A 20401-nucleotide genomic window follows, 5' to 3' on the forward strand; every position below is an offset into this window, starting at 1 on the left:
CCCTTACTTCATTGCATGACCAAGAGACTGAAGGTAAGCGATGATTGCATCCATCTCTGTTTTACCTTCTACTTCTTTAGCCGCATTCGCGATTGTTTCATCTTCGTATGGAACACCAAACTGATCGCGGAACACTTCAAGTTTCTTCTGAGTCAGCTTGCCATCTAATACGTTCTCAGCAAGCCAAGGGAAACCAGGCATGTTTGATTCAGGAACTAGTTCGCGAGGGTCAAGTAGGTGTACTCGGTGCCACTCATCAGAATAACGACCACCGACACGAGCCAAATCAGGACCTGTACGCTTAGACCCCCAAAGGAATGGATGTTCCCACACACTTTCACCTGCCACAGAGTAGTGGCCGTAGCGTTCCGTTTCAGAGCGGAAAGGACGAACCATTTGACTGTGACAAACGTTACAACCTTCACGGATATAGATGTCACGACCTTCCATTTCCAGAGGAGTGTAGACTCGTAAGTTTTCTACACTTTCTGTGGTTTGCTTTTGGAAAATCAAAGGAGTGATTTCAACAAGAGCACCCCAACTGATTGCAAAAACAATAAAAATAGCCAACAAACCGACATTACGTTCTAGAATTTCATGGCGATTATTAGAATTATTACTCATTCTTAAATCTCCTTATGCCGGATGAGGGATAGCCTTGAGGCTTTCTTTTGGCGCACTTACCGTTTTGTACGTGTTGTATGCCATTAAGAACATACCTGATAGGAAGATGAAACCTCCTAGGAAACGTACAAAGTAGAATGGGTAAGATGCTTCAACTGACTCTACGAAGCTGTAAGTCAGGGTGCCGTCAGAGTTAACTGCACGCCACATCAAGCCTTGCATCACGCCAGAGATCCACATTGCTACGATATAAAGAACCGTACCAATTGTTGCTAACCAGAAGTGGACGTTGACCAGACCCACAGAGTACATGCGCTCTTGGCCAAACAGGCGAGGGACTAAGTGGTAAACTGAGCCGATTGAAACCATTGCAACCCAACCTAGCGCACCAGAGTGAACGTGACCAATGGTCCAGTCTGTGTAGTGAGATAGTGCGTTTACTGTCTTAATCGACATCATCGGACCTTCGAAAGTAGACATACCATAGAAAGACAATGAAACGATTAGGAATCGTAGAATAGGGTCGTAACGAAGCTTATGCCAAGCACCAGACAACGTCATAATACCGTTGATCATACCACCCCATGAAGGAGCAAATAGAACAAGAGACATCACCATACCCAGAGACTGTGTCCAGTCTGGTAGCGCAGTATAGTGAAGGTGGTGAGGACCTGCCCAAATATATAGAGAGATCAATGCCCAGAAGTGAACGATAGACAGACGGTAAGAATAAACAGGACGTTCAGCTTGTTTAGGTACAAAGTAGTACATCATACCTAGGAAACCAGCGGTGAGTAGGAAACCTACCGCGTTGTGTCCGTACCACCATTGCACCATTGCATCCACCGCACCGGAATAAATCGAGTAAGATTTACCCAGTGATACAGGGATAGCCATGCTGTTCACGATGTGAAGTACTGCTACTGTGATGATAAATGCACCGAAAAACCAGTTCGCCACATAAATGTGGGAAGTGTTTCGTTTCACTAACGTTCCAAAGAACACCACTGCATATGAAACCCATACAATCGCAATAGCGATATCAATAGGCCATTCTAGTTCAGCATACTCTTTACCTGAGGTAAAACCTAGAGGTAGAGAAATCGCTGCGGCTAGGATAATTGCTTGCCAACCCCAGAAGGTGAAGGCAACGAGTGGGCCACCAAAAAGACGTGTTTGACATGTACGCTGAACAACATAATAAGATGTTGCAAACAGGGCACTAGTACCAAACGCAAAAATTACCGCATTAGTATGCAGTGGACGTAAACGACTGTACGTCAACCACGGCGTATCAAAGTTTAGCTGTGGCCAAACTAATTGAGCGGCAATCAAAACACCAACAGCCATACCAACTATGCCCCATAAAATGGTCACAAGGGTAAATTGGCGAACGACTGTATAGTTGTAGTTTTGTTCAAGCTGCTTTACTTGGCTCATTTGCATGCTTCCAATTTCTAATTAACTACACTTTACTTCCAACACGACTTGCGTCGTAACACCACCCAAGTAAACTCTAGAACTCAAGTGTTATCATCACCTTATTTCTATTGCTGACTTTAATAAAAAGTGGCATTTTCAGCGTGACACTATACTTGAATTAACAATTCAATGACAGAGTAGTAACCTTACTGGAGCTCTGGAAATCATTTTTTATTTAAAAAGTTTGAAGTTTGTAACAAGGATATTAGTAATTATGCCTGCACAAAAGTTAACAAAGGCGAGACTTGCACAAATCTTAATCATGCTCAGTCTTTTAGTTGGTGCGTTTTTCTGGAGAACCTTTACGCACGAGACCAGCACAAGCGTTGACTGTTCACAAAAAGAGCGATGTGATGTAACAATTGGTGAAGATAAAATCACGATTAATCGTGATTCGAGTGGGATTTTGATTGAAACAACTGAAAGTACAGGTCTAAAAATTGATCTGAATCAATCTGGTGTGTTTGATAGTATAAGCGACAATCATTATAGAGCTGAATGGAATGCTATATCTGCAACCAAAACGATTAAGCTCAAAATAAACCAAAATATTGTCTTAGTGCATTTATAAATTAGATCTGACACGAGATAATGGCATCTTCTTTGTGAAATTCGAACCTTCTAGCCTAACGATAATTTGTCGTAATGGTATAACAGTAACGTGACAAACAATAATAAAAGCGTATGCAGTGCCAATCAGTATTTACCCATATTACCGACGAATATTTAGCAGTAGAGAGGCTTCGCTCAGACCTGAGGCAAGAACACTTGTCTTATATCATCTGTTATTACACAGAAGAATACGACTTCAGAGCCATTCGCTCTGCCTTTCTTAGATATTTCCCTGGTGTTCCATTCCACGGTTCAAGTTCATGCCAAGCCATTATGACCGATCAGGGTTTTCACGTTGGGCCTGTCATAGCGGCTATGGCTATCTATGACTCAGGCCCACATGCTTATGGAACCGGTATTTCTAATTGTGAAGAAAATGAGTGTGTCTCCATCGCTCTAGATATGGCTCTTCAAAATGCTAATCGAATTGGCGAAGTACCGAACTTAATTCTTCTTCATGCAACTCCTGGGAAAGAAGAAAAGATTATCGAATTGATCGACGAACGCTTCGGCACACTTGTTCCTATCATTGGCGGTTCTGCAGCAGATAACCACATTGAGGGAAAATGGTCAGTGATTACAGCGCAAGGCCATGAAAAGCAAGGGATTAGCCTCACACTATTTTACTCCTCTAATCCCGTTGATATTGCTTTTAGTGCAGGTCACACACCAACCAACATCAAAGGCATTGTTTCCAAAGCAAAAGGACGGTGTTTACTGGAAATAGATGGTGAATCAGCACTAGATACTTATCGAAAGTGGACTCGTCATCAAGAAAACCTAACTAGCAAAGAAAACCTACTCTTTACCAACTCCAGCGCTTATCCCTTGGGAAGAGTTGCCGGACATTTGTACGATAGACCTTATTACAAGCTTTCCCATCCAATACGTGAGACCGAAGATGGGGGGATTGAGCTATTTACCCAAATTTCGGTAGGGGAAGAGCTTACTTTGATGAAAGGGAGTAGGGAGCATTTAATCGCTCGAGCGGCAAAAGTCGTGAATGCTGCATTTAACCAAAAATTAGAAGAATCTCGAAAAATTGGTGTCATAAATATATTTTGTGCAGGACCAATGTTGCACTTAATGCAAGACATGAATAGCGTTTGCGAACAAATTAATCAGGAACTGGAACACTTGCCATTTATATGCCCATTTACCTTTGGTGAGCAGGGAAGATTTATCGGCGGCGAAAATGGACATGGAAACTTGATGATCTCATCAGCGATTTTCCATAAACCTTATGAAAGATAAATATTTAGACACATACCAACAAGAAGCATTACAAGAAGCGTTAGTTGAGCTAAAGCAGACCAAACAACGGGAAAAATTGCTTGCCGATGAAAACAAAGCGATTCTTTCAGCAATCTCTGCAATGAGCGAGGCAAAAAATCGTAATGAAATTTTTTCGGGGCTAAACAGCGTTCTAAAAAAGTACATCAGTTTTGAAGACTTTATTGTCATCACGCGCGATGACAGCCGTTATCCGTTCAAGACGTTAATCTCAACCAATAGCGTGTTTGATAAGGTAGAGTGGTTACACGGTAACACAATGGAGCGCGCATTAAACGGCGAGTGTATTCTATTATTCGAGCCAACGAAATTGTTAGAGTTTGAGAACTTAAATAGCTTTGTTAAAACACATGTTAACTCCGTAATTTTAACGGGCATTCGTTCGGAAGTAACACAAAGCATCATACTATTAATTGGAGCTCAAAAAGAGCATTTTAGTATTGAAAACAAAGAGACTCTAAGGCGCTTTAGACCCCTTATAGAACGTGCTGTTATCGACATAGAAACAAAGGAAAAGTTACAACGTATTGTTGAGGTAAGAACGACTCAACTTGCAAGAGCTCGTGAAGAAGCAGAACTAGCCAACCAGTCAAAATCTGAGTTTTTGGCAATGATGAGCCACGAGATCAGAACGCCTCTTAACTCAGTTTTAGGAATGCTAGACATCCTGAGACAATCTACCTTATCAGATGAACAATTTGATGCCCTCAATCAAATGGAATGCTCCGCTGAGCTTCTTCTAGCCATCATTAGCGACATTCTCGATCTTTCAAAAATTGAATCCGGTAGCTTCCAATTAAACGAACAGTGGATACATTTAAATGACACTGTAACTTTTGTAATTTCTCAGCAAAAACAAGTAGCTATAACTAAGCATCTTTCTTTTAACTTTGATTGTCAGATCTCATCAGACAAACAGTATTGGATTGATTCGACGAGGCTGTCACAAATTCTCTTTAATTTGATTGGGAATGCCATTAAGTTTACGGACTCAGGAAGTGTGTCTGTTTCTGTCGCTGAAGAAAATGACGAAATTGTAGTTTCTATATCTGACACCGGAATTGGAATCTCGAGAGCAAAACAAGCCCATTTGTTTACGGCATTCCATCAAGGTGATCGCTCAATTACTCGAAGGTTTGGTGGTACAGGTTTAGGGCTTGCTATTACCAAGCACTTAGTTGAAATGATGAGAGGTGAAATCTGTGTAAAAAGCCGCGAGAATGAGGGTTCTGACTTCACCATTCGAATTCCAGTTCTAACACGTTACAACCAAAGCCGTCCTGTAAAAATTGAGCATAATAGACCAAACAAAGCTCTAAACTTGCTTATCGTCGAAGACACTCAATCAAATCAACTTGTCATTAAATTGATTCTTAACAAGCTTGGCCATAATGTGCATATTACAAGCCATGGCGCAGAGGCGCTTACATTTCTTGAAGAAAACGATAACCGAATTGATATGATCTTGATGGATGTCTCGATGCCAGTAATGGATGGAATAACAGCAACTAGGCTGATTAGAAAGAAAGGAATTACAATTCCAATCGTCGCTTTAACAGCGCACGCGCTAGAAAGTGATAAAGATAAGTGCTTAGACGCTGGCATGGATAGTTTTGTATCAAAGCCAGTTCGCAGGCAAGATATCTATGAAGCTATACAATCATTAATAGAAACGGCGTAGTCATTAATATGGATCTTAACAATCGATAGATTATTAAGATCTATATTAAGTATTTTATGGTAAATACTGATTATGTTTAATCAGCTATCTAAAGTTAGCTCAAATTTAAAATCTGAAAGAGATAGGAGAGCAAAGTAGAAAGAATCTGACGTATGGTTATACTTAATTTAACATAATATACATAATGCGCACCAAGGGGTAGTTTGTTAACAAAGGCTAACTCTTTGATTAAGGCTTTCATAAGTGTCTGATAACCAAGCCGTAATTTTTTATTTTGTCGATTTCCATAACGCAAGTTACTTGTACTATTCGTGACGTTCGTTTTGTGCAATCAACGAAAAACCACTATAAGCCTGACCGCCACATAATGTTGCGTTCGGTAACGCCCAAAACAACAAGAAAAATAATTTTAGTCAGTTATTCAATATGCGAGCGTTGTCATGTTTCGTTCCTATCAATCCAATGGCAGAAAAACTACTGTTGATTAAAGCGCTTGGTTATTTGCCTAATGATTTGCGTTGGTCTGGGTTTCGTATCTGTGAAAAACGAGCTGTGTTTATCACACCGTCTGGTCGTGAGTTTAGCCCTAAAGAATTGGAAAGCTTTGTGTTCTGGCGTGACGAACATCGTCAGTTTGTGGAAATGTACGGACACTTCGAATATCCCAAGATTTACCCCGCTAAAGAAAACGTGCTGCCGTTTCGTGGCGGCCGTAGAATGAACGCCGCAGAATGGATACCTAGTAAATTTAGAGGTAGAAAATGGAAAATTTAGGCGGATTATACTCCGCCTTTTTGAGATTTTGCCCACTCTAGAATTTTTGCGTACTGCCTATCTTCAGCCTCTTTTTTAGTGCGACCATAACACTCTTTAAATGTCTTCGGCTCTATAATTTCTTTGCTAGGTATAACTTTTTGAGTTTTAGCAGATGCCCAGTAATGATAAATGTCACCTAGTGGTGGAATTATCGGACCCACAATTATTTTATGTTCAAAACCTAAGTCATTCAGTAAACTAATTGCTAGTTTGCGGTTATCCACGCTTTTACCTCTCTACCTTCGGTTGTTTTTATCTTTCGCTCCACATAACCCGCAGCCTTCAATTTCTGCAATGTGTGTGGCTCTTTGGGATTGCGTAGCTGATAAACTGGACGACAAGTCTTGATGTCCTCACCAATAAACTCTAACAAATCTCTTACGTCTAACACTTGTTTTGCTCCAACTCGGCTGTTTGCAATATATGCGCTTGCAATAGATTTGCACAATCTTCGAGATTTTCTTCATCTGCCACCTCATTAAGAATTTCAAATAGCTGATGGTTGTCCAATTTCGGATATTCACTCCTAAGTTGCTGATAAAAAAGGAAACCTTGCTTGTTAGATATCAGCAGCCTACCACCATGAAAAAAATCCCTTAGTTGTATGCTACTTGTGGTAAAAAGTTTCATCGAATCTCCCATATTCTTTTTTAAAAGTATAAATATTCAATGCGTTACCAGCAATACAGTTTGTCCTTTTGCATACATAAAAGCCCTCAAAAATAGAGGGCTTTTATGTTCACTTTCAGTTCGCGCACACTTCTGCAGCATCCTTAGGCATCACCCAGCCATGCATTTCTTCTGATAGAACAAAACGTAGGTCATCAACTGTCATACTTTTAACTACCGAAGGAAGCCAATGGAATTTATGGACAAGATAGAAATAAACGGCATCCATGCCATCTAGTGATTTATAACCTTTTCGTTCTGCTAGGAAATCCCCGAATACATCTAATGAAAATGCCAAATCCGTATCAACTTTATAAATTTGTCTTCTTGTGAGGTAGTGTTGTTTGTCTCTCATTTGTGGTTCTCCAATAATTGAAATGTCTAGGAAGCTCCACATTAGTATGATTTATTGTACATATCCACTCCGCCCAAATTTTTCGCACACCATTGCCACACAAAAAAGCCGAACCCCATCGCTAAGGGTTCGGCTTTTTTAGGCTTCTGCTTTGGTGGCTTTCATTTGAAGCCTGTCGAGGTCAATCGATCCGCCAAAAGTATAGGCGCCCTACTCGCTGTGTAAATCGTCATTAATGACGTTTCGAACCAGTTCGCAGGGTTACGGATTATAGAAAACCAATTGATTTGCGGTAACTCGGTCTTGCTTACTTTAAACTGAAGGTTCACGAACCAGTTGTTATATGTATGCGGATATATTTTTCAGGATATTTGTAACGATATCGCTTACCGGTTTTTAAGTTTGAACGAGCAAAACGGCAAACTTTTGTATCTCCGCTTCCAGTAACTCGTTTTACTATTGCTACTTTTCCTTTATGTTCCATTTCAATCATTAAATCGCAATAACCATCATATTGGTCGAACTGCTTATCGACTTTCTTTTGTAGAGTCGATTTGATTTTCTTAGCCACTGGATTTGTTTCTGAGTCATCGGCCAATGTTGACGCTGTGGGTAACAATAATAAAAATAAAGTGACAACGTATCGCATTCTTAAATCCATTTTTGATAAATGGACTGATTGTAATTTTTTATGCGTCAAATGCTAAAACGGGACACAATTTTGCGTCCCGTTTAACGTAGATAAGTAATTGATATGTCGGCTAAGCTTGTTTCTTGCCTTTATTAGCTTTGAAACCTTGATGAGGAAAAACATTTCGAATTCGTTGTTGAACTTTCTTTGGTACGTCTTTAGAAAAGACCAACCTCATTCCGGAGCGTTGGTTGTACACTTTGAGTTCACCAGTAAATGGGTCATGTTCGCCAATATCTTGTAAGTTATGTTTAAAAGATGGAGGTATATGCCCTTTTACCTTGCTCAAGTGGCCGTCATCAAAACTCACTTTTAACACGGGTCTATCCACGGCGATCAACCAGAATATGACGATTGCAGCAATTAATATCACATATAGCATCTAACACTCCTTAGCTGGATAGTAGCTTACTCAAGTCTTCTTTGATGGACGTAACTTTCTGGCTTGCTTTTTCACTTCTTGAGGCTTCTGAAAGTAGATATTCAATGGCATCAGACAGCGTACACCCCAGTTCATTAGCTCGATTAGATAATTTTTCCCAAACACGGTAATCAAGATCGATCGATTTCTTTTTGGTGTGAACTTGTTCTGCGTTGAAGTGGCGCTTTCGTTTTGCGCGAATTGCCTGCTTGAGTTTGTTCTCTAGCTCTTCAGACATGTGTTTTTCAATCCAAGCTAGCACTAATGTAGGTTCGTGCTCTATGCGTCGTAACTCGGCGACAGCTGCATCAGCTTCACTTGTATCAATATGTCTGGTAATCGCTTCACCATCTTTCCATTTTTTGATTAGATACTTCCACTTCCATCCACACTCTAAATTTTCAAGTTGCTGATATTTCATTCTTTCTGACTCATAAAGCTAACCTGGTGACAGCGTAACCCAGTTATAGTTATTCATCAATGAAAACTCTTTGAAGTATCGATGTTGATCACTCATTTGTCCAAATGATACTCAACGAGTTATTTGCATTTACAACTACACCAATTGGCACTAGGGAGTTCAGAGCCCTTTCGTTATAATGACCGCAATATTGAATAATGATGAAATTAAATGAATCAACTTAATTGGAAAGACGTGACTCCTTCGTTCGAACAGTACGAAGACATTTTAAAATCTGCCTCCTCTCTACCTAAGAAGAAGTTCGTAGAACTTCAACCAAGACTCCTCGCTACTGTTGAACGATTCAAGAAAATCAAAGGCTTGACTCGAGTTTTGGTAATAAACTGTGCAGATAATACGGTTTATCGTAAGTTTGTTTGTGACGTGGTCACTGATGGTTTAGAGCCTACAATAATGACAGAGTCTTTGGACGCAAAGCTCTTGTTTGATCGCTACAGTGTTGATTTAAAAGGCGATGTTGTAGTTGAAGCTGGATTACTTTCCAAGGCTAACGGCGGGTATTTGATTTTACCAGCGAATCTCATTTTGGCGAATCCCGGATATTGGCCGAGCATTAAGTCTGCCATTCAAGGAAAGCCAGTAAAACCCTTGAATGTAAGCCCTACTCGACTACCTATTTTAACGGCCGATGAAAAAAATTTTGACGTTAAGATTATTGTTACTGGCGATCGTAATCAACTGGCCGACCTTGAGTATGTTGACGAAGATTTTTCAACCGGCCTAACGATGTATACCGAGGTTGAAGAAGATATCCACTTATCTGCAAGTAACTTAGAGTTGTATGTAGGTTTGGTGAATTGGATTTGTTCGGAGTACGGCTTCCCATCGTTGGATGAAGGTGCTTTTCAACGGTTACTATTAGCAGGCATGCGTTTAACTGAGGACCAACATTATTTGCCTTTAGGTGTGATGTGGCATTGCCAACTACTTAGCCTAGCTGCTCAGTTTAGCGATCAAAATATCATTGATTATGTGGCGATAGATAAAGCCATCGACGATAAATATTATCGAGAGTCTTACCTTCCTCAACGTGCAGTTTATGACATTCTTGACGGCCAGGTCATCATTGAGACTACTGGCGAACAAGTCGGCCAAATTAACGGACTCACGGTTATTGATATGGCCGGGCATCCTGTCTCTTATGGCGAGCCAGCGCGAATTTCATGTGTTATTCACTTTGGAGATGGTGACATTTCCGATGTTGAGCGCAAAGCTGAACTTGGAGGTAATCTTCATGCGAAAGGCATGATGATCATGCAAGCATTTCTAAGCTCTGCTTTGAATTTGGATGAGCCACTGCCTTACTCTGCGTCTATTGTTTTCGAGCAGTCCTATAGTGAAGTGGATGGTGATAGTGCTTCATTGGCAGAGTTATGTTGTTTGGTAAGTGCACTGTCTGAATCACCGGTTAATCAACAAATCGCGGTGACTGGCGCGGTGGACCAATTTGGTCGAGTACAAGCAGTAGGCGGTTTAAATGAGAAGATCGAAGGTTTTTATCAAGTTTGTAAACACCAAGGCTTCACTGGTCATCAAGGCGTTATTATGCCTAAATCGAACTTGAAGCACCTCGCTTTACATAAAGATGTCATAGAAAGCATTAAGAATGGTGAGTTCCATATTTGGTCGGTTTCTACCGTTGATGAAGCAATACCAATTCTAATGGGCAAATCATTCAGAGGCGAAGATGATAGCGTCATCGGCAAGATCGCCGAACGTATTGAAAATTTTGAAAGACATGAGCATCCAGAAGGAATTGTGCAGCGCATCAAAAACTGGTTTGTCTAGTACTGATCGGAGTTGTTTAGCGTACACGTGTTCACTAACATGCATCTGTCAAAAATTGGAGTAATTGATAATGCAAAACAAACGTGATTCTTACAACCGTGATGATCTTCTTGCTTCTAGCCAAGGCGAGCTTTTTGGTCCGGGTTACCCACAACTTCCTGCACCAAACATGCTAATGATGGACCGAGTTACTAAAATGTCTGAAACAGAAGGTGATTTTGGTAAAGGTTTAATTCTTGCAGAGTTGGATATTACTCCAGATCTTTGGTTCTTTGATTGTCACTTCCCTGGTGACCCAGTAATGCCAGGCTGTCTCGGTCTAGATGCCATGTGGCAGCTAGTGGGCTTCTTCTTAGGTTGGGTCGGCGGCAAAGGCAAAGGTCGAGCTCTTGGCGTTGGTGAAGTGAAGTTTACTGGCCAAATTCTGCCAACTGCTAAGAAAGTAACGTACGAAATTCATATGAAGCGCGTTGTGAACCGTAAACTAGTGATGGGTTTAGCAGACGGCCGCGTATGCGTTGACGGCAAAGAAATTTATGTTGCGAAGGATCTTAAAGTTGGCTTATTCCAAGATACTTCGAGCTTCTAATTACCCTTCTCTATAAATTTTTAAGGCCCCTATCTACGAGAAAAGGCTCTCTACGAGCCCTTTCGAATCCTTCTGTTGTATGTGGAGAGTTATTTATAGAGACCAGATTGTTTTTCATCTCTGGCATCACGCCAACCACCTAACCAATACGACCGAGCGTCTACTTGTTGATACGGGCAAGCCTCTTGAGACCTTCCATTCAACCCAGCTTTATAGCCTTGAGATTGAGCTCGTTCTAGGCGATCACGCTTTTGTCTCTTCATAGTTAATTCCTCATACAGGTCCATTTACTAACGTACAGCTGTTATTGTGAAACTTTGGTGGAGTTTTTATGACTCCACTTATAAGAATCGATCAAATTGCGCGATTTCTCAAGGCATAAAAAAAGCAGAGACTCAATTCTGTGAGCCTCTGCTTGAATTAAAAATTACTGACTATTTTCTACGGAACCCAAACAAACCAAGCATGGTCAAAGCTAACCAACCAAGGCCTGCGCCTTGACGTTCAGCGCTGTCTGATTCCACGCTTCGCGCTACGATATCTTCTTTCGTTTGGTTAGGAATTGGCATTAATTTCACTGCAACAATTTCTTCAGTACCATTACAAGAAGCGTTATGCGCTGTAGAGTTATACCCGCCTGCACATTTCATAGCAGTAGCCGATATTACACCTGCATCATTAATATCTGTTGCATCAATAATACGGAATGCGTTATTTGCCTCTGAATATTCGCCACCGTTTGTCAATGTATCTAGGAACCACGCTTTACCATCAAACAGTGTTTCAGCTCTCACATTGTTTGCATCATCTTGGATGTATGGATAAATGAAACCACGCTTACGACGAGGTTTGCCATCATCTTCACGGGTAGATTCCGCATCTAACTGACCCACAATTTCGTTGTAAGCGTTGATACCACCCATTTTACCGCCCGCACCGTTGAAGAAGATGCCCGTCGTTGGGTAAATAGCACTGAGAGATGCAGAGCGAACATCATCAACAATAAACAAACGATTTGGCGCAGAACCCGTTGGCATCAAATACCCACCGGAACGTTTTGCTTCACCGATAGCTACGAAGTTTGAGTTTACATCAGTAAGTCGGGAGTTGAGGTGAACTGTTTCATCGCCCTCTTTTTGTCTCGCTCCTGCAACCACTTTGCTTTCCCAGGTGACGTTGGCAATGGAGGTTTCCGATTCTAACTTGCCAACAAATACGGTCGCGTTTAGATAATTATCATTGGCATATGTGTTGTAACCAACACCATACACGGTCGTACCATCTACTACGAGATCACGCATGCTCCCTTGAGCAAGTCTTTCGCCGTCTTTTGACGTCCCACTTTGCCAAGGAACTTCACTGATAACTTTAGTTTGATCCCAAATAGCGGCTTTGGAGGTATGGTGAGTGCCATTAGTATTACTTGCAGTTCTGGATACGCTTCCAACCGTAAATACACCATCCGTATTCCATGCGTGGCTTTCTACTACACTCGCTTCGCTATCTCCAGTAACAATATTTGGAAGAACGGGAGCTACGATGGTATTGCGCGTTTTTAAAGAAGATGAGTCTTCTTTGATACTCTGGTTACCGACAGCCTTACCGTCAGCTGTTAGGCTATTGATGATATTGTTGTATTCGTTTACGTAAGCGCTACCGTCATTTTCGACAAATGCTTTAGCATTTGGGGTGAAATCTCTACTTAGCTCTTTACTCCATGGAGTCCAGTTTACTGAAGCCCATGATTCACAGGTAGAATAGCGAAGTTGGTTAAAACAGTAGCGCTCAAAGTCCTTATACTCTTGGATGTAGTAAAACCCTGCATCCATCGCAAAAGGGATTTCTTCGCGGTAGCTATTACCATCAACTTCTTGGCTTGCAGATATTGGTGTCGTACGAGTTTCAATAGCAAGCTTAAATTGCTCTGGAGTGCAGTTTGCCGTCGCATCAAAGCAACCTAGGGCAAATGGAGAGTCTGTTGACGCATCGATTACATCACCCTGTTGAATGGCAACACCATAAGCGGTTTGATAATCAACAACATCGCCGTTCACTTCTGGCGATACTTCAAGGACTTGATACAATGCTGCGTTTGCGTTCATTGCGGTACCCACCATCAAAGCGACAGCGGTTAACTTGAATTTGTTACTACAATTCATTGAATTCTTAACTATCCTGTTGCATTGCTTCGAGTTCTTCCCATCTCTCGAATGCGATTTCTAACTCCTGCTCTAAAGCAGCAAGTTGTTCCAATACCGGTTGAGTCTGCTCGACTGGCTTAGCGAAAAACTCAGGGTCATTCACTTGTTCTTGCAGAGTTTCAATATCCGATTCTAACTGTTCTAGCTTAGCTGGAAGAGCTTCTAATTCTCTTTGCAGCTTATACGATAACTTCTTAGAGTTGTTCTTAGGTTGAGTTGTTTTGGGAGTTTCCTCAACCACTTTCTCTTTTTTCGCTGGTTTTTCCGTCGAAAAACGAACTGCAAGTGCTTGATCACGTTGCTGCTTCGCATCGTGATAACCACCCACGAACTCTTCGATTACACCATCACCTTCAAAAATCCAGCTAGTCGTTACTGTATTATCAACAAACTCACGGTCGTGACTTACTAACAGCAACGTACCCTGATAATTGGCAAGCATTTCTTCTAAAAGTTCCAACGTTTCTATATCCAAATCGTTGGTTGGCTCATCAAGAATAAGTAAGTTATTAGGTTTCAGTAAGATACGAGCGAGCAACAATCGGTTTTTTTCTCCGCCAGATAAGGCTTTAACTGGCGTGCGAGCGCGCTTTGGTGCAAACAGAAAATCTTGAAGATAGCTTAAAGCGTGACGCTGACGACCACCTACCATTACTTCCTGCTTACCGTCCGCTAAGTTGTCGATAACAGTTTTCTCAGGATCGAGGATCTCACGGTATTGATCGAAGTAAGCGACTTCAAGCTTGGTACCACAATGTAAGCGACCCGATTGAGCTTCTAGTTGCCCAAGCAATAACTTCAGTACGGTACTTTTACCACAACCATTTGGACCAATAAGGGCAATACGATCGCCGCGCATGATGTTGAAGCTGAAGTTATCAACAATTTGCTTACCGTCGTAAGCAAAAGACACATTCTCTGCTTCAAAGACGATTTTGCCTGAGCGTGACGCATCATCGATATTGAGATTAACTTTACCCTGCACTTCTCTGCGGTCGCGACGCTCTTCACGAAGTTTCTTAAGTGCGCGTACTCGTCCTTCATTACGAGTACGACGCGCTTTAATACCTTGTCGAATCCACACTTCTTCTTGAGCCAGTTTCTTGTCGAACTCAGCGTTTTGCATCTCTTCAACACGAAGCATCTCTTCTTTCTCAAGCAAGTAATTGTCGTAATCACCAGGGAAAGAGGAAAGTTGCCCGCGGTCTAAGTCGACAATACGTGTCGCCATAGATTTGATGAATGCGCGGTCGTGGGAAATGAAGATAATTGAACCTTTGAAATCTTTCAGGAAGTTCTCTAGCCATTCGATGGTTGTGACGTCCAAATGGTTGGTTGGTTCGTCAAGTAGTAATACATCAGGGTCACAAACTAGAGCGCGAGCTAATGCCGCCTTGCGTTGCCAGCCGCCAGATAAGTCACGAAGTAAGGTGTCTGGACTTAACTTTAGGGCACTAAGTACGTTTTTAACTCGGTCATCAAAACGCCACGCATTTGAATGATCCAATTGTTCTTGAATTTTTGCTAAGCGGTTGATGTTCTTTTCGCTTGGGTCTTGCGCAACAAGATCAAGAAGATCATGGTAGATCTTAAGCTGTTCGCCAATTTCCGCTAAGCCACCAGAGACATACTCATAAACAGTACCTTCTTGGTTACGCGGTGGATCTTGCTCCAAACGAGAAACAACAACGTCTTGTGTTATTTGAATTTTGCCGTCGTCCAGTAAGATGTCGCCAGCAAGTACTTTCATCAACGTTGACTTACCGGCACCGTTTCTCCCTACTAAACAAACACGCTCATTTTCCTGCAAAGCAAACTCTGCGCGGTCTAATAGCGGATGATCACCGAAAGCAAGTTGCGCGTTATGAATGGTAAGTAATGCCATTATTTTCCAACCAATTTTTGAGTTCATCTAAATCGAACGGCCAGTTCAACTCAGAATCTTGATATTTTAATACGGGAATCGTTACGCCGTAACGAGAAAACAGATCATCATCGAATGCGATATCGATAATATCTGTTTGTTCCGCCAGGCCGACCTGGCTTACTAGAGCAAATGCCATCTCACAAAGATGGCACCCCTCTGTGCTATACAATGTCAGCACTTATACGTCCTTATACTCAATCGTTTCTTTACTCTGCGTGTGTCACTAACCAGCAGTTATGGATGTGTTTGTTTCGAGAAAAATCCAAAGGCAAAGTTTGCGATGAAATATTCTGAGCTTTTAGTCCTAGCTCAGCCAACCCTTCTTCATCCATCTTAAAGTGACGTTTATTGTTCGAGAACACAATCGTACCGCCTGCTCGTAACAAACGTTTCAAGTTCGTCATTAGCTTGATATGGTCACGTTGCACGTCGAATGACGTTTCCATACGTTTTGAGTTTGAAAACGTCGGTGGATCAATAAAGATAAGGTCGTATTCGCCTTTTGCATTTTCAAGCCACTGCAGACAATCAGCTTGCTCAAAGCGATGTTGGCGTCCAATACAACCATTCAACTGCATATTGTCTTTTGCCCAGTTCAGGTAAGTGTTTGACATGTCTACTGTCGTTGTTGAACGAGCTCCGCCAACTGCCGCGTGTACTGTTGCACTACCTGTGTAAGCAAATAGGTTCAAGAAATCTTTGCCTTGAGCCATTTCGCCTAAGCGACGACGTGTGATCTTATGATCTAGGAATAGTCCCGTATCAAGATAGTCGTGCAAATTCACGATCAGCTTCACGCCGTACTCGTTCACCTCTAACGTTTCAGATACCTGACCCAACTTTTGATATTGGCTGCGACCTTTCTGCTTTTCACGAACTTTAAGGACAACTTTGTTCGCTTCTACGCCTGTCACTTGAATCGTTGCGCGAATGATATCCGTCAAACGGCGTTTCGCTTTCTCTTCAGGGATATTTTTAGGTGCTGCGTATTCTTGAATCACGATTTGATCGCCATATACGTCAATCGCTACGTTATATTCAGGAAGGTCTGCGTCATAGATGCGGTAGCAATCTAATTTCTCTTTACGAGCCCATTTGCCAATTTTGCCAATGTTTTTCTTCAAACGGTTTGAAAAATCAGGAGCGATTTGAGTATTGGTATCTGCACCTTTTACTTCATCGGCACTACGTTCTGCGATGCTGTAGTTTTTTTGGTGACACGGTAACGCACCATTGTTTAATTTGAATTGCTTATCTGCACGCATGCGAAGACAGCTCAGCAACTCATCTGAACTAGAGAAAATAGACGCTTTGCAGCCACCAAATTCTGCTTTCAATTGGCCACCAAACGCGGTGTAAAGCGCAATCAGACCTGGCTCTGTACCCAAACGTTCGCCGTAAGGTGGGTTAGATACAATCACACCATTTTCAAAACCTGCAGGTCGCGTAATAGTTGCCGCATCGCCTTGAGCAAACTCAATCAGTTCCTCAACCCCTGCTCTGCGAGCGTTCTCTTGTGCAACTTTCAGAACTTTCGGGTCGTTATCGAAGCCAAAAAACTTAGCGTCAACTTTCTTGACGCCGCGTCTAGCCTGAACGTTTGCTTCTGATTTGATTTCAGCCCATGTATCTGGCTCAAAGTCTTCAAGTGATTCAAAGCACCATTGCTTTCGTTTTACACCAGGAGCCATATTTGCAGCCATCATTGCCGCTTCAATCAGTAACGTACCAGAACCACACATTGGATCGAGAAGTGGCTGATGACCGTCCCAACCACAACGCATAATGATCGCCGCTGCTAATGTTTCACGAAGTGGTGCACGGCCAGATTCCGGACGGTAGCCACGTTGATGAAGGCCACTGCCTACCATATCAACACCTAAGATAGCTTTATCTTTGTGAAGGCGAACATGAACGCGAATATCAGGACGTTCTTTACTGATGTTTGGTCGAGGTAAGCCTTTCTTCTCAAAGCAATCAACGATGCCATCTTTTACTTTCATCGCGCCGTACTGACTGTTGCGGATCTCGCGGTTGGTACCGTTAAAGTCCACAACGAAACGCTTAGAACTGTGGAATTGATTCACCCAGTTAATTGACGAAGTAGATAGGTATAGATCCATGTCGTCGTTACAAGTGAATTCAGATAAAACACGTACAAATCGTGATGCCAAGCGGCTCCACAAACAACAACGATAGATTTGCTCATTCGTGGCTTTAAATTTTACGCCCGCCTGTACTGGTTTCGCGTTTTCAATGCCTAGTTTAGTCAGTTCTTCAACAAGCAGGTTTTCCATGCCGTTTGAAGTTACCGCGAGATATTGATTCATAGTGTTCTTTCGTTAATAAAAAATGGCCTTAATTATACCTGACTTTACGATCAATGCCTCGTTTTTAAAGGCGTTTTTAGTTTCACCAGAGCAAACAATCACCAATCACTTGATCTGAAACTTCCTACATTTCGAGCTGAGCATTTCTTTTCCCATTCTTTTAGCTAACCAAAAACCTTACCTTAAAGAAGAAGTGAATACTTATTTATCTTAAATTTGGTATATACCAATAGTAAAATTATGTTGTAATTTACTTACCAATTGCATGTATTGGGGAAGAAATGGGGGAATGTTAGGCGATAAGTTGCCTAATATTAGTGATCGCTAAGATTAAAAAAGTGGAATAAAAGTGACCAGCTTCATAGTTATGTGCTTAACAACGCAGTGATTTCAGCCGATTAATAAAGGTATTTGAAAGGAGAAGGATAAAAAAAATCGACCTGAGGCGGTCGATTAAGGCAAACAAAGGAACGAAATAAAGAAAACTTAAAGAGGTTTAACCCACCATAGCCATTGGAGCCATGACAAATAAATGATTCGCACAAACCATTCTGTCGTGCATAACTTTTATTGGTTGTCCAAACTGCAGCGTTTTATGGCCATCAAGAATGAACTCTTCTTGACCGACATACGCGCATAAGCTTGAAGCTTCGCCAGGTTCTAAAACGATGAAAACACCTTCAGAATAGCGGTTAGATAAAAACACCATGTCCCCTTCTTCTGGTTCGTGCCCTGTTGATTGAGCATCGAAGAACCAACTCTTAGGCTGGACTGGTTTATGGAAGCGTTTCGCAGCTACACAGTAAAGTGTTAGCTCGGCCTGACGGTACTCATTGATATCGAGACAACGAATGCGTTCATTAAACGTTTGAAACGCACTCGCATCGTCGACTGTAAATTCGTTTTTTGAGAAGGCACAGTTGACCAACAGCTTACGGGATAGATTGGTTTGGAAAATCATTTCCTCCCCCAGATCCAGCATTAAGCAAGCTTTGTGCTCGTCAAAATACCAATTCCATTTGTCGCTGGGTTTAAGCATTATTCCGTTCTCTCTTGACTAGTGAATCAATGGTAAAGAGGTAAGACGCTTAATTACCTACTCATGATTTTCTAAATTTTACAAACGAACGGACAAAAAAAAAGAGGAAACGAGTTCCTCTTTTTTCTGAAATAAGCGTTGAATTCTCAGCGATTTATTTGATGAGTGCTACAGATTTTTAACAATATCGCGTACTAGGCCAGGACCATGGTAGATAAAGCCAGTATAAACTTGTACGAGTTGAGCGCCTGCCATCATTTTCTCTTTTGCAGCAACATAAGAGTCAATGCCGCCAACACCAATGATAGGAAGTTTGTCACCCAATGCTTCGTGCAATTTGCGAACAACTTCTGTTGAACGAGATTGCACCGGACGACCGCTTAAACCACCTGCTTCATTTGCGTGTTTCATACCTTCAACTACTGTTCGATCCAGTGTAGTGTTTGTTGCAATAACACCATCGATATTGTTTTTCAGTAGTGATTCACAAATCTGAGTGATTTCATCATCGTTCAAATCAGGGGCAATCTTAAGTGCTAGTGGAACGTACTTGCCGTGTTTTTCTGCAAGCTCTGATTGTTTCGCTTTAAGCTCTGATAGTAACTCGTCGAGTGCTTCACCGTATTGTAGAGAGCGAAGCCCCGGAGTGTTTGGAGAAGAAATGTTTACAGCGATGTAACCAGCGTATTCGTACACTTTCTCCATACAAATCAAGTAGTCCTCTGCCCCGTTCTCGATTGGTGTATCTTTGTTTTTACCAATGTTGATACCAAGAACACAGTTGAACTTTGCTTTTTTCACATTCTCAACCAGATGATCCACACCTAAGTTGTTAAAGCCCATTCGATTGATGATGCCTTCTGCTTCAACCAAACGGAACAAACGCGGTTTGTCATTACCTGGTTGAGGACGAGGAGTCACTGTGCCAACTTCAACAAAGCCAAATCCCATCGCATCGAATGCTTCAATACATTCCCCGTTTTTATCTAAACCAGCAGCAAGACCCACTGGGTTACGGAATGTTAACCCCATGCATTCTACTGGACGGTTAGGTAATTGTTGACGATAGAAAAGATCGAGTGGTGTGCCGTTAAAGCGTTGGAAGTTCTTGATTGCAAGATCATGTGCCTTTTCGGCATCAAGTTGGAAAAAGCCAGTTCTGGCTAGACGGTAAAGCATTGTGCCTCCGAAAGAAAAAAGCCCCGTGTAAACGGGTCAATATTATTTACTGTTTTTTATTGTAATTCAATGAAAATGAACGAATTAAGTAAAATTGCATCTTGATTTAGAAGTTTTTTCATAAAAACAAAGAATTAGCGTTTTTTTGCTGCATTGAAATATTCAGTTTCTAATGGAAAAGCAATCGATTTCAGCAGAAGTTAAGTTTTAAAATTTAGTTACA

Annotated in this window: 21 protein-coding genes; 6 read left to right on the forward strand and 15 right to left on the reverse strand. The window is 41.6% G+C overall.

The features are described from left to right. Positions 1 to 3: 3 nt before the first annotated feature. Both ccoO and ccoN read right to left on the reverse strand, forming a co-directional pair. Entirely contained in the window at positions 4 to 624 is a 621-nt protein-coding gene (ccoO, locus tag DYB02_RS08970) for a cytochrome-c oxidase, cbb3-type subunit II (RefSeq protein WP_005457377.1), read from the reverse strand. A gap of 12 nt (positions 625 to 636) precedes the next feature. Then, positions 637 to 2064, reverse strand: coding sequence for a cytochrome-c oxidase, cbb3-type subunit I (gene ccoN, locus DYB02_RS08975; RefSeq protein WP_005477654.1), 1428 nt, complete (start codon positions 2062 to 2064; stop codon positions 637 to 639). 256 nt (positions 2065 to 2320) lie between these two features. Here ccoN and DYB02_RS08980 point away from each other — a divergent pair, with 256 nt between their 5' ends. From DYB02_RS08980 to DYB02_RS08995, 4 genes are all read left to right on the forward strand, one after another. After that, positions 2321 to 2677 carry a hypothetical protein gene (locus DYB02_RS08980; RefSeq protein WP_005457383.1) on the forward strand — a complete coding sequence of 119 codons (357 nt, stop codon included), beginning with the start codon at positions 2321 to 2323 and terminating at the stop codon, positions 2675 to 2677. A 113-nt stretch (positions 2678 to 2790) separates the two neighbouring features. Then, positions 2791 to 3972 (forward strand): FIST signal transduction protein, encoded by a 1182-nt coding sequence (locus tag DYB02_RS08985; protein ID WP_021822438.1) that lies wholly within the window; start codon positions 2791 to 2793, stop codon positions 3970 to 3972. Further along, positions 3962 to 5692 carry an ATP-binding protein gene (locus DYB02_RS08990; protein WP_029806345.1) on the forward strand — a complete coding sequence of 577 codons (1731 nt, stop codon included), beginning with the start codon at positions 3962 to 3964 and terminating at the stop codon, positions 5690 to 5692. The genes DYB02_RS08985 and DYB02_RS08990 overlap by 11 nt, the downstream gene beginning before the upstream one ends. A 426-nt stretch (positions 5693 to 6118) precedes the next feature. After that, positions 6119 to 6466, forward strand: a complete 348-nt coding sequence (locus DYB02_RS08995; RefSeq protein WP_025625195.1) for a phage protein — start codon at positions 6119 to 6121, stop codon at positions 6464 to 6466. A gap of 5 nt (positions 6467 to 6471) precedes the next feature. Here the strand turns inward: DYB02_RS08995 and DYB02_RS09000 are convergent, their stop codons facing one another. From DYB02_RS09000 to matP, 6 genes are all read right to left on the reverse strand, one after another. Beyond that, positions 6472 to 6732, reverse strand: a complete 261-nt coding sequence (locus DYB02_RS09000; RefSeq protein WP_025625196.1) for a hypothetical protein — start codon at positions 6730 to 6732, stop codon at positions 6472 to 6474. A 160-nt stretch (positions 6733 to 6892) separates the two neighbouring features. After that, positions 6893 to 7138 carry a hypothetical protein gene (locus tag DYB02_RS09010; RefSeq protein WP_025625198.1) on the reverse strand — a complete coding sequence of 82 codons (246 nt, stop codon included), beginning with the start codon at positions 7136 to 7138 and terminating at the stop codon, positions 6893 to 6895. 115 nt (positions 7139 to 7253) lie between these two features. Then, a complete protein-coding gene (locus DYB02_RS09015) occupies positions 7254 to 7532 on the reverse strand; it encodes a hypothetical protein (protein ID WP_021823278.1) in 279 nt (92 codons plus the stop codon). 325 nt (positions 7533 to 7857) lie between these two features. Further along, positions 7858 to 8181 (reverse strand): hypothetical protein, encoded by a 324-nt coding sequence (locus DYB02_RS09020; RefSeq protein WP_005457460.1) that lies wholly within the window; start codon positions 8179 to 8181, stop codon positions 7858 to 7860. A gap of 112 nt (positions 8182 to 8293) precedes the next feature. Further along, positions 8294 to 8605 (reverse strand): DUF3634 family protein, encoded by a 312-nt coding sequence (locus tag DYB02_RS09025; protein ID WP_005494983.1) that lies wholly within the window; start codon positions 8603 to 8605, stop codon positions 8294 to 8296. Positions 8606 to 8615: 10 nt separating this feature from the next. Further along, a complete protein-coding gene (gene matP, locus DYB02_RS09030; RefSeq protein ID WP_005494981.1) occupies positions 8616 to 9065 on the reverse strand; it encodes a macrodomain Ter protein MatP in 450 nt (149 codons plus the stop codon). 210 nt (positions 9066 to 9275) lie between these two features. Here matP and DYB02_RS09035 point away from each other — a divergent pair, with 210 nt between their 5' ends. Both DYB02_RS09035 and fabA read left to right on the forward strand, forming a co-directional pair. Beyond that, positions 9276 to 10913 (forward strand): AAA family ATPase, encoded by a 1638-nt coding sequence (locus DYB02_RS09035; protein ID WP_029805044.1) that lies wholly within the window; start codon positions 9276 to 9278, stop codon positions 10911 to 10913. 70 nt (positions 10914 to 10983) lie between these two features. Next, positions 10984 to 11502 carry a bifunctional 3-hydroxydecanoyl-ACP dehydratase/trans-2-decenoyl-ACP isomerase gene (gene fabA, locus DYB02_RS09040; protein WP_005390081.1) on the forward strand — a complete coding sequence of 173 codons (519 nt, stop codon included), beginning with the start codon at positions 10984 to 10986 and terminating at the stop codon, positions 11500 to 11502. An 89-nt stretch (positions 11503 to 11591) separates the two neighbouring features. Here fabA and rmf read toward each other — a convergent pair whose 3' ends face one another. From rmf to pyrD, 7 genes are all read right to left on the reverse strand, one after another. After that, positions 11592 to 11765 (reverse strand): ribosome modulation factor, encoded by a 174-nt coding sequence (gene rmf, locus DYB02_RS09045; RefSeq protein WP_005494976.1) that lies wholly within the window; start codon positions 11763 to 11765, stop codon positions 11592 to 11594. A gap of 171 nt (positions 11766 to 11936) precedes the next feature. After that, complete coding sequence (locus tag DYB02_RS09050; protein WP_029805045.1) at positions 11937 to 13661, reverse strand: DUF3466 family protein; 1725 nt, start codon at positions 13659 to 13661, stop codon at positions 11937 to 11939. 7 nt (positions 13662 to 13668) lie between these two features. Beyond that, entirely contained in the window at positions 13669 to 15588 is a 1920-nt protein-coding gene (locus tag DYB02_RS09055) for an ABC transporter ATP-binding protein (protein WP_005488209.1), read from the reverse strand. Further along, complete coding sequence (locus tag DYB02_RS09060) at positions 15566 to 15808, reverse strand: glutaredoxin family protein (protein WP_031810488.1); 243 nt, start codon at positions 15806 to 15808, stop codon at positions 15566 to 15568. The genes DYB02_RS09055 and DYB02_RS09060 overlap by 23 nt, the downstream gene beginning before the upstream one ends. Before the next feature lie 28 nt (positions 15809 to 15836). After that, positions 15837 to 17960 (reverse strand): bifunctional 23S rRNA (guanine(2069)-N(7))-methyltransferase RlmK/23S rRNA (guanine(2445)-N(2))-methyltransferase RlmL, encoded by a 2124-nt coding sequence (rlmKL, locus tag DYB02_RS09065; RefSeq protein WP_005494968.1) that lies wholly within the window; start codon positions 17958 to 17960, stop codon positions 15837 to 15839. A gap of 496 nt (positions 17961 to 18456) precedes the next feature. After that, positions 18457 to 18999: a cell division protein ZapC gene (locus DYB02_RS09075; RefSeq protein ID WP_005494967.1), complete on the reverse strand. Its 543-nt coding sequence runs from the start codon at positions 18997 to 18999 to the stop codon at positions 18457 to 18459. Between the two features lie 168 nt (positions 19000 to 19167). Beyond that, on the reverse strand, positions 19168 to 20178 hold the full coding sequence (pyrD, locus tag DYB02_RS09080) for a quinone-dependent dihydroorotate dehydrogenase (protein ID WP_029805049.1): 1011 nt from the start codon (positions 20176 to 20178) through the stop codon (positions 19168 to 19170). Between the last annotated feature and the right edge of the window lie 223 nt (positions 20179 to 20401).

The sequence above is a fragment of the Vibrio parahaemolyticus genome, from assembly GCF_900460535.1.
Lineage (GTDB): Bacteria > Pseudomonadota > Gammaproteobacteria > Enterobacterales > Vibrionaceae > Vibrio > Vibrio parahaemolyticus.

Bases quoted from the DNA above. Each gene is read 5' to 3' on its own strand.
- matP (WP_005494981.1), bottom strand. From the start codon at position 9,065: ATGAAATATCAGCAACTTGAAAATTTAGAGTGTGGATGGAAGTGGAAG.
- ccoO (WP_005457377.1), bottom strand. From the start codon at position 624: ATGAGTAATAATTCTAATAATCGCCATGAAATTCTAGAACGTAATGTC.
- DYB02_RS09075 (WP_005494967.1), bottom strand. From the start codon at position 18,999: ATGCTTAAACCCAGCGACAAATGGAATTGGTATTTTGACGAGCACAAA.
- pyrD (WP_029805049.1), bottom strand. From the start codon at position 20,178: ATGCTTTACCGTCTAGCCAGAACTGGCTTTTTCCAACTTGATGCCGAA.
- DYB02_RS09015 (WP_021823278.1), bottom strand. From the start codon at position 7,532: ATGAGAGACAAACAACACTACCTCACAAGAAGACAAATTTATAAAGTT.
- DYB02_RS09055 (WP_005488209.1), bottom strand. From the start codon at position 15,588: ATGGCATTACTTACCATTCATAACGCGCAACTTGCTTTCGGTGATCAT.
- DYB02_RS08990 (WP_029806345.1), top strand. From the start codon at position 3,962: ATGAAAGATAAATATTTAGACACATACCAACAAGAAGCATTACAAGAA.
- fabA (WP_005390081.1), top strand. From the start codon at position 10,984: ATGCAAAACAAACGTGATTCTTACAACCGTGATGATCTTCTTGCTTCT.
- DYB02_RS09035 (WP_029805044.1), top strand. From the start codon at position 9,276: ATGAATCAACTTAATTGGAAAGACGTGACTCCTTCGTTCGAACAGTAC.
- ccoN (WP_005477654.1), bottom strand. From the start codon at position 2,064: ATGAGCCAAGTAAAGCAGCTTGAACAAAACTACAACTATACAGTCGTT.
- rlmKL (WP_005494968.1), bottom strand. From the start codon at position 17,960: ATGAATCAATATCTCGCGGTAACTTCAAACGGCATGGAAAACCTGCTT.
- DYB02_RS08995 (WP_025625195.1), top strand. From the start codon at position 6,119: ATGCGAGCGTTGTCATGTTTCGTTCCTATCAATCCAATGGCAGAAAAA.
- DYB02_RS09050 (WP_029805045.1), bottom strand. From the start codon at position 13,661: ATGAATTGTAGTAACAAATTCAAGTTAACCGCTGTCGCTTTGATGGTG.
- DYB02_RS08980 (WP_005457383.1), top strand. From the start codon at position 2,321: ATGCCTGCACAAAAGTTAACAAAGGCGAGACTTGCACAAATCTTAATC.
- DYB02_RS09025 (WP_005494983.1), bottom strand. From the start codon at position 8,605: ATGCTATATGTGATATTAATTGCTGCAATCGTCATATTCTGGTTGATC.
- DYB02_RS09020 (WP_005457460.1), bottom strand. From the start codon at position 8,181: ATGCGATACGTTGTCACTTTATTTTTATTATTGTTACCCACAGCGTCA.
- DYB02_RS09010 (WP_025625198.1), bottom strand. From the start codon at position 7,138: ATGAAACTTTTTACCACAAGTAGCATACAACTAAGGGATTTTTTTCAT.
- rmf (WP_005494976.1), bottom strand. From the start codon at position 11,765: ATGAAGAGACAAAAGCGTGATCGCCTAGAACGAGCTCAATCTCAAGGC.
- DYB02_RS08985 (WP_021822438.1), top strand. From the start codon at position 2,791: ATGCAGTGCCAATCAGTATTTACCCATATTACCGACGAATATTTAGCA.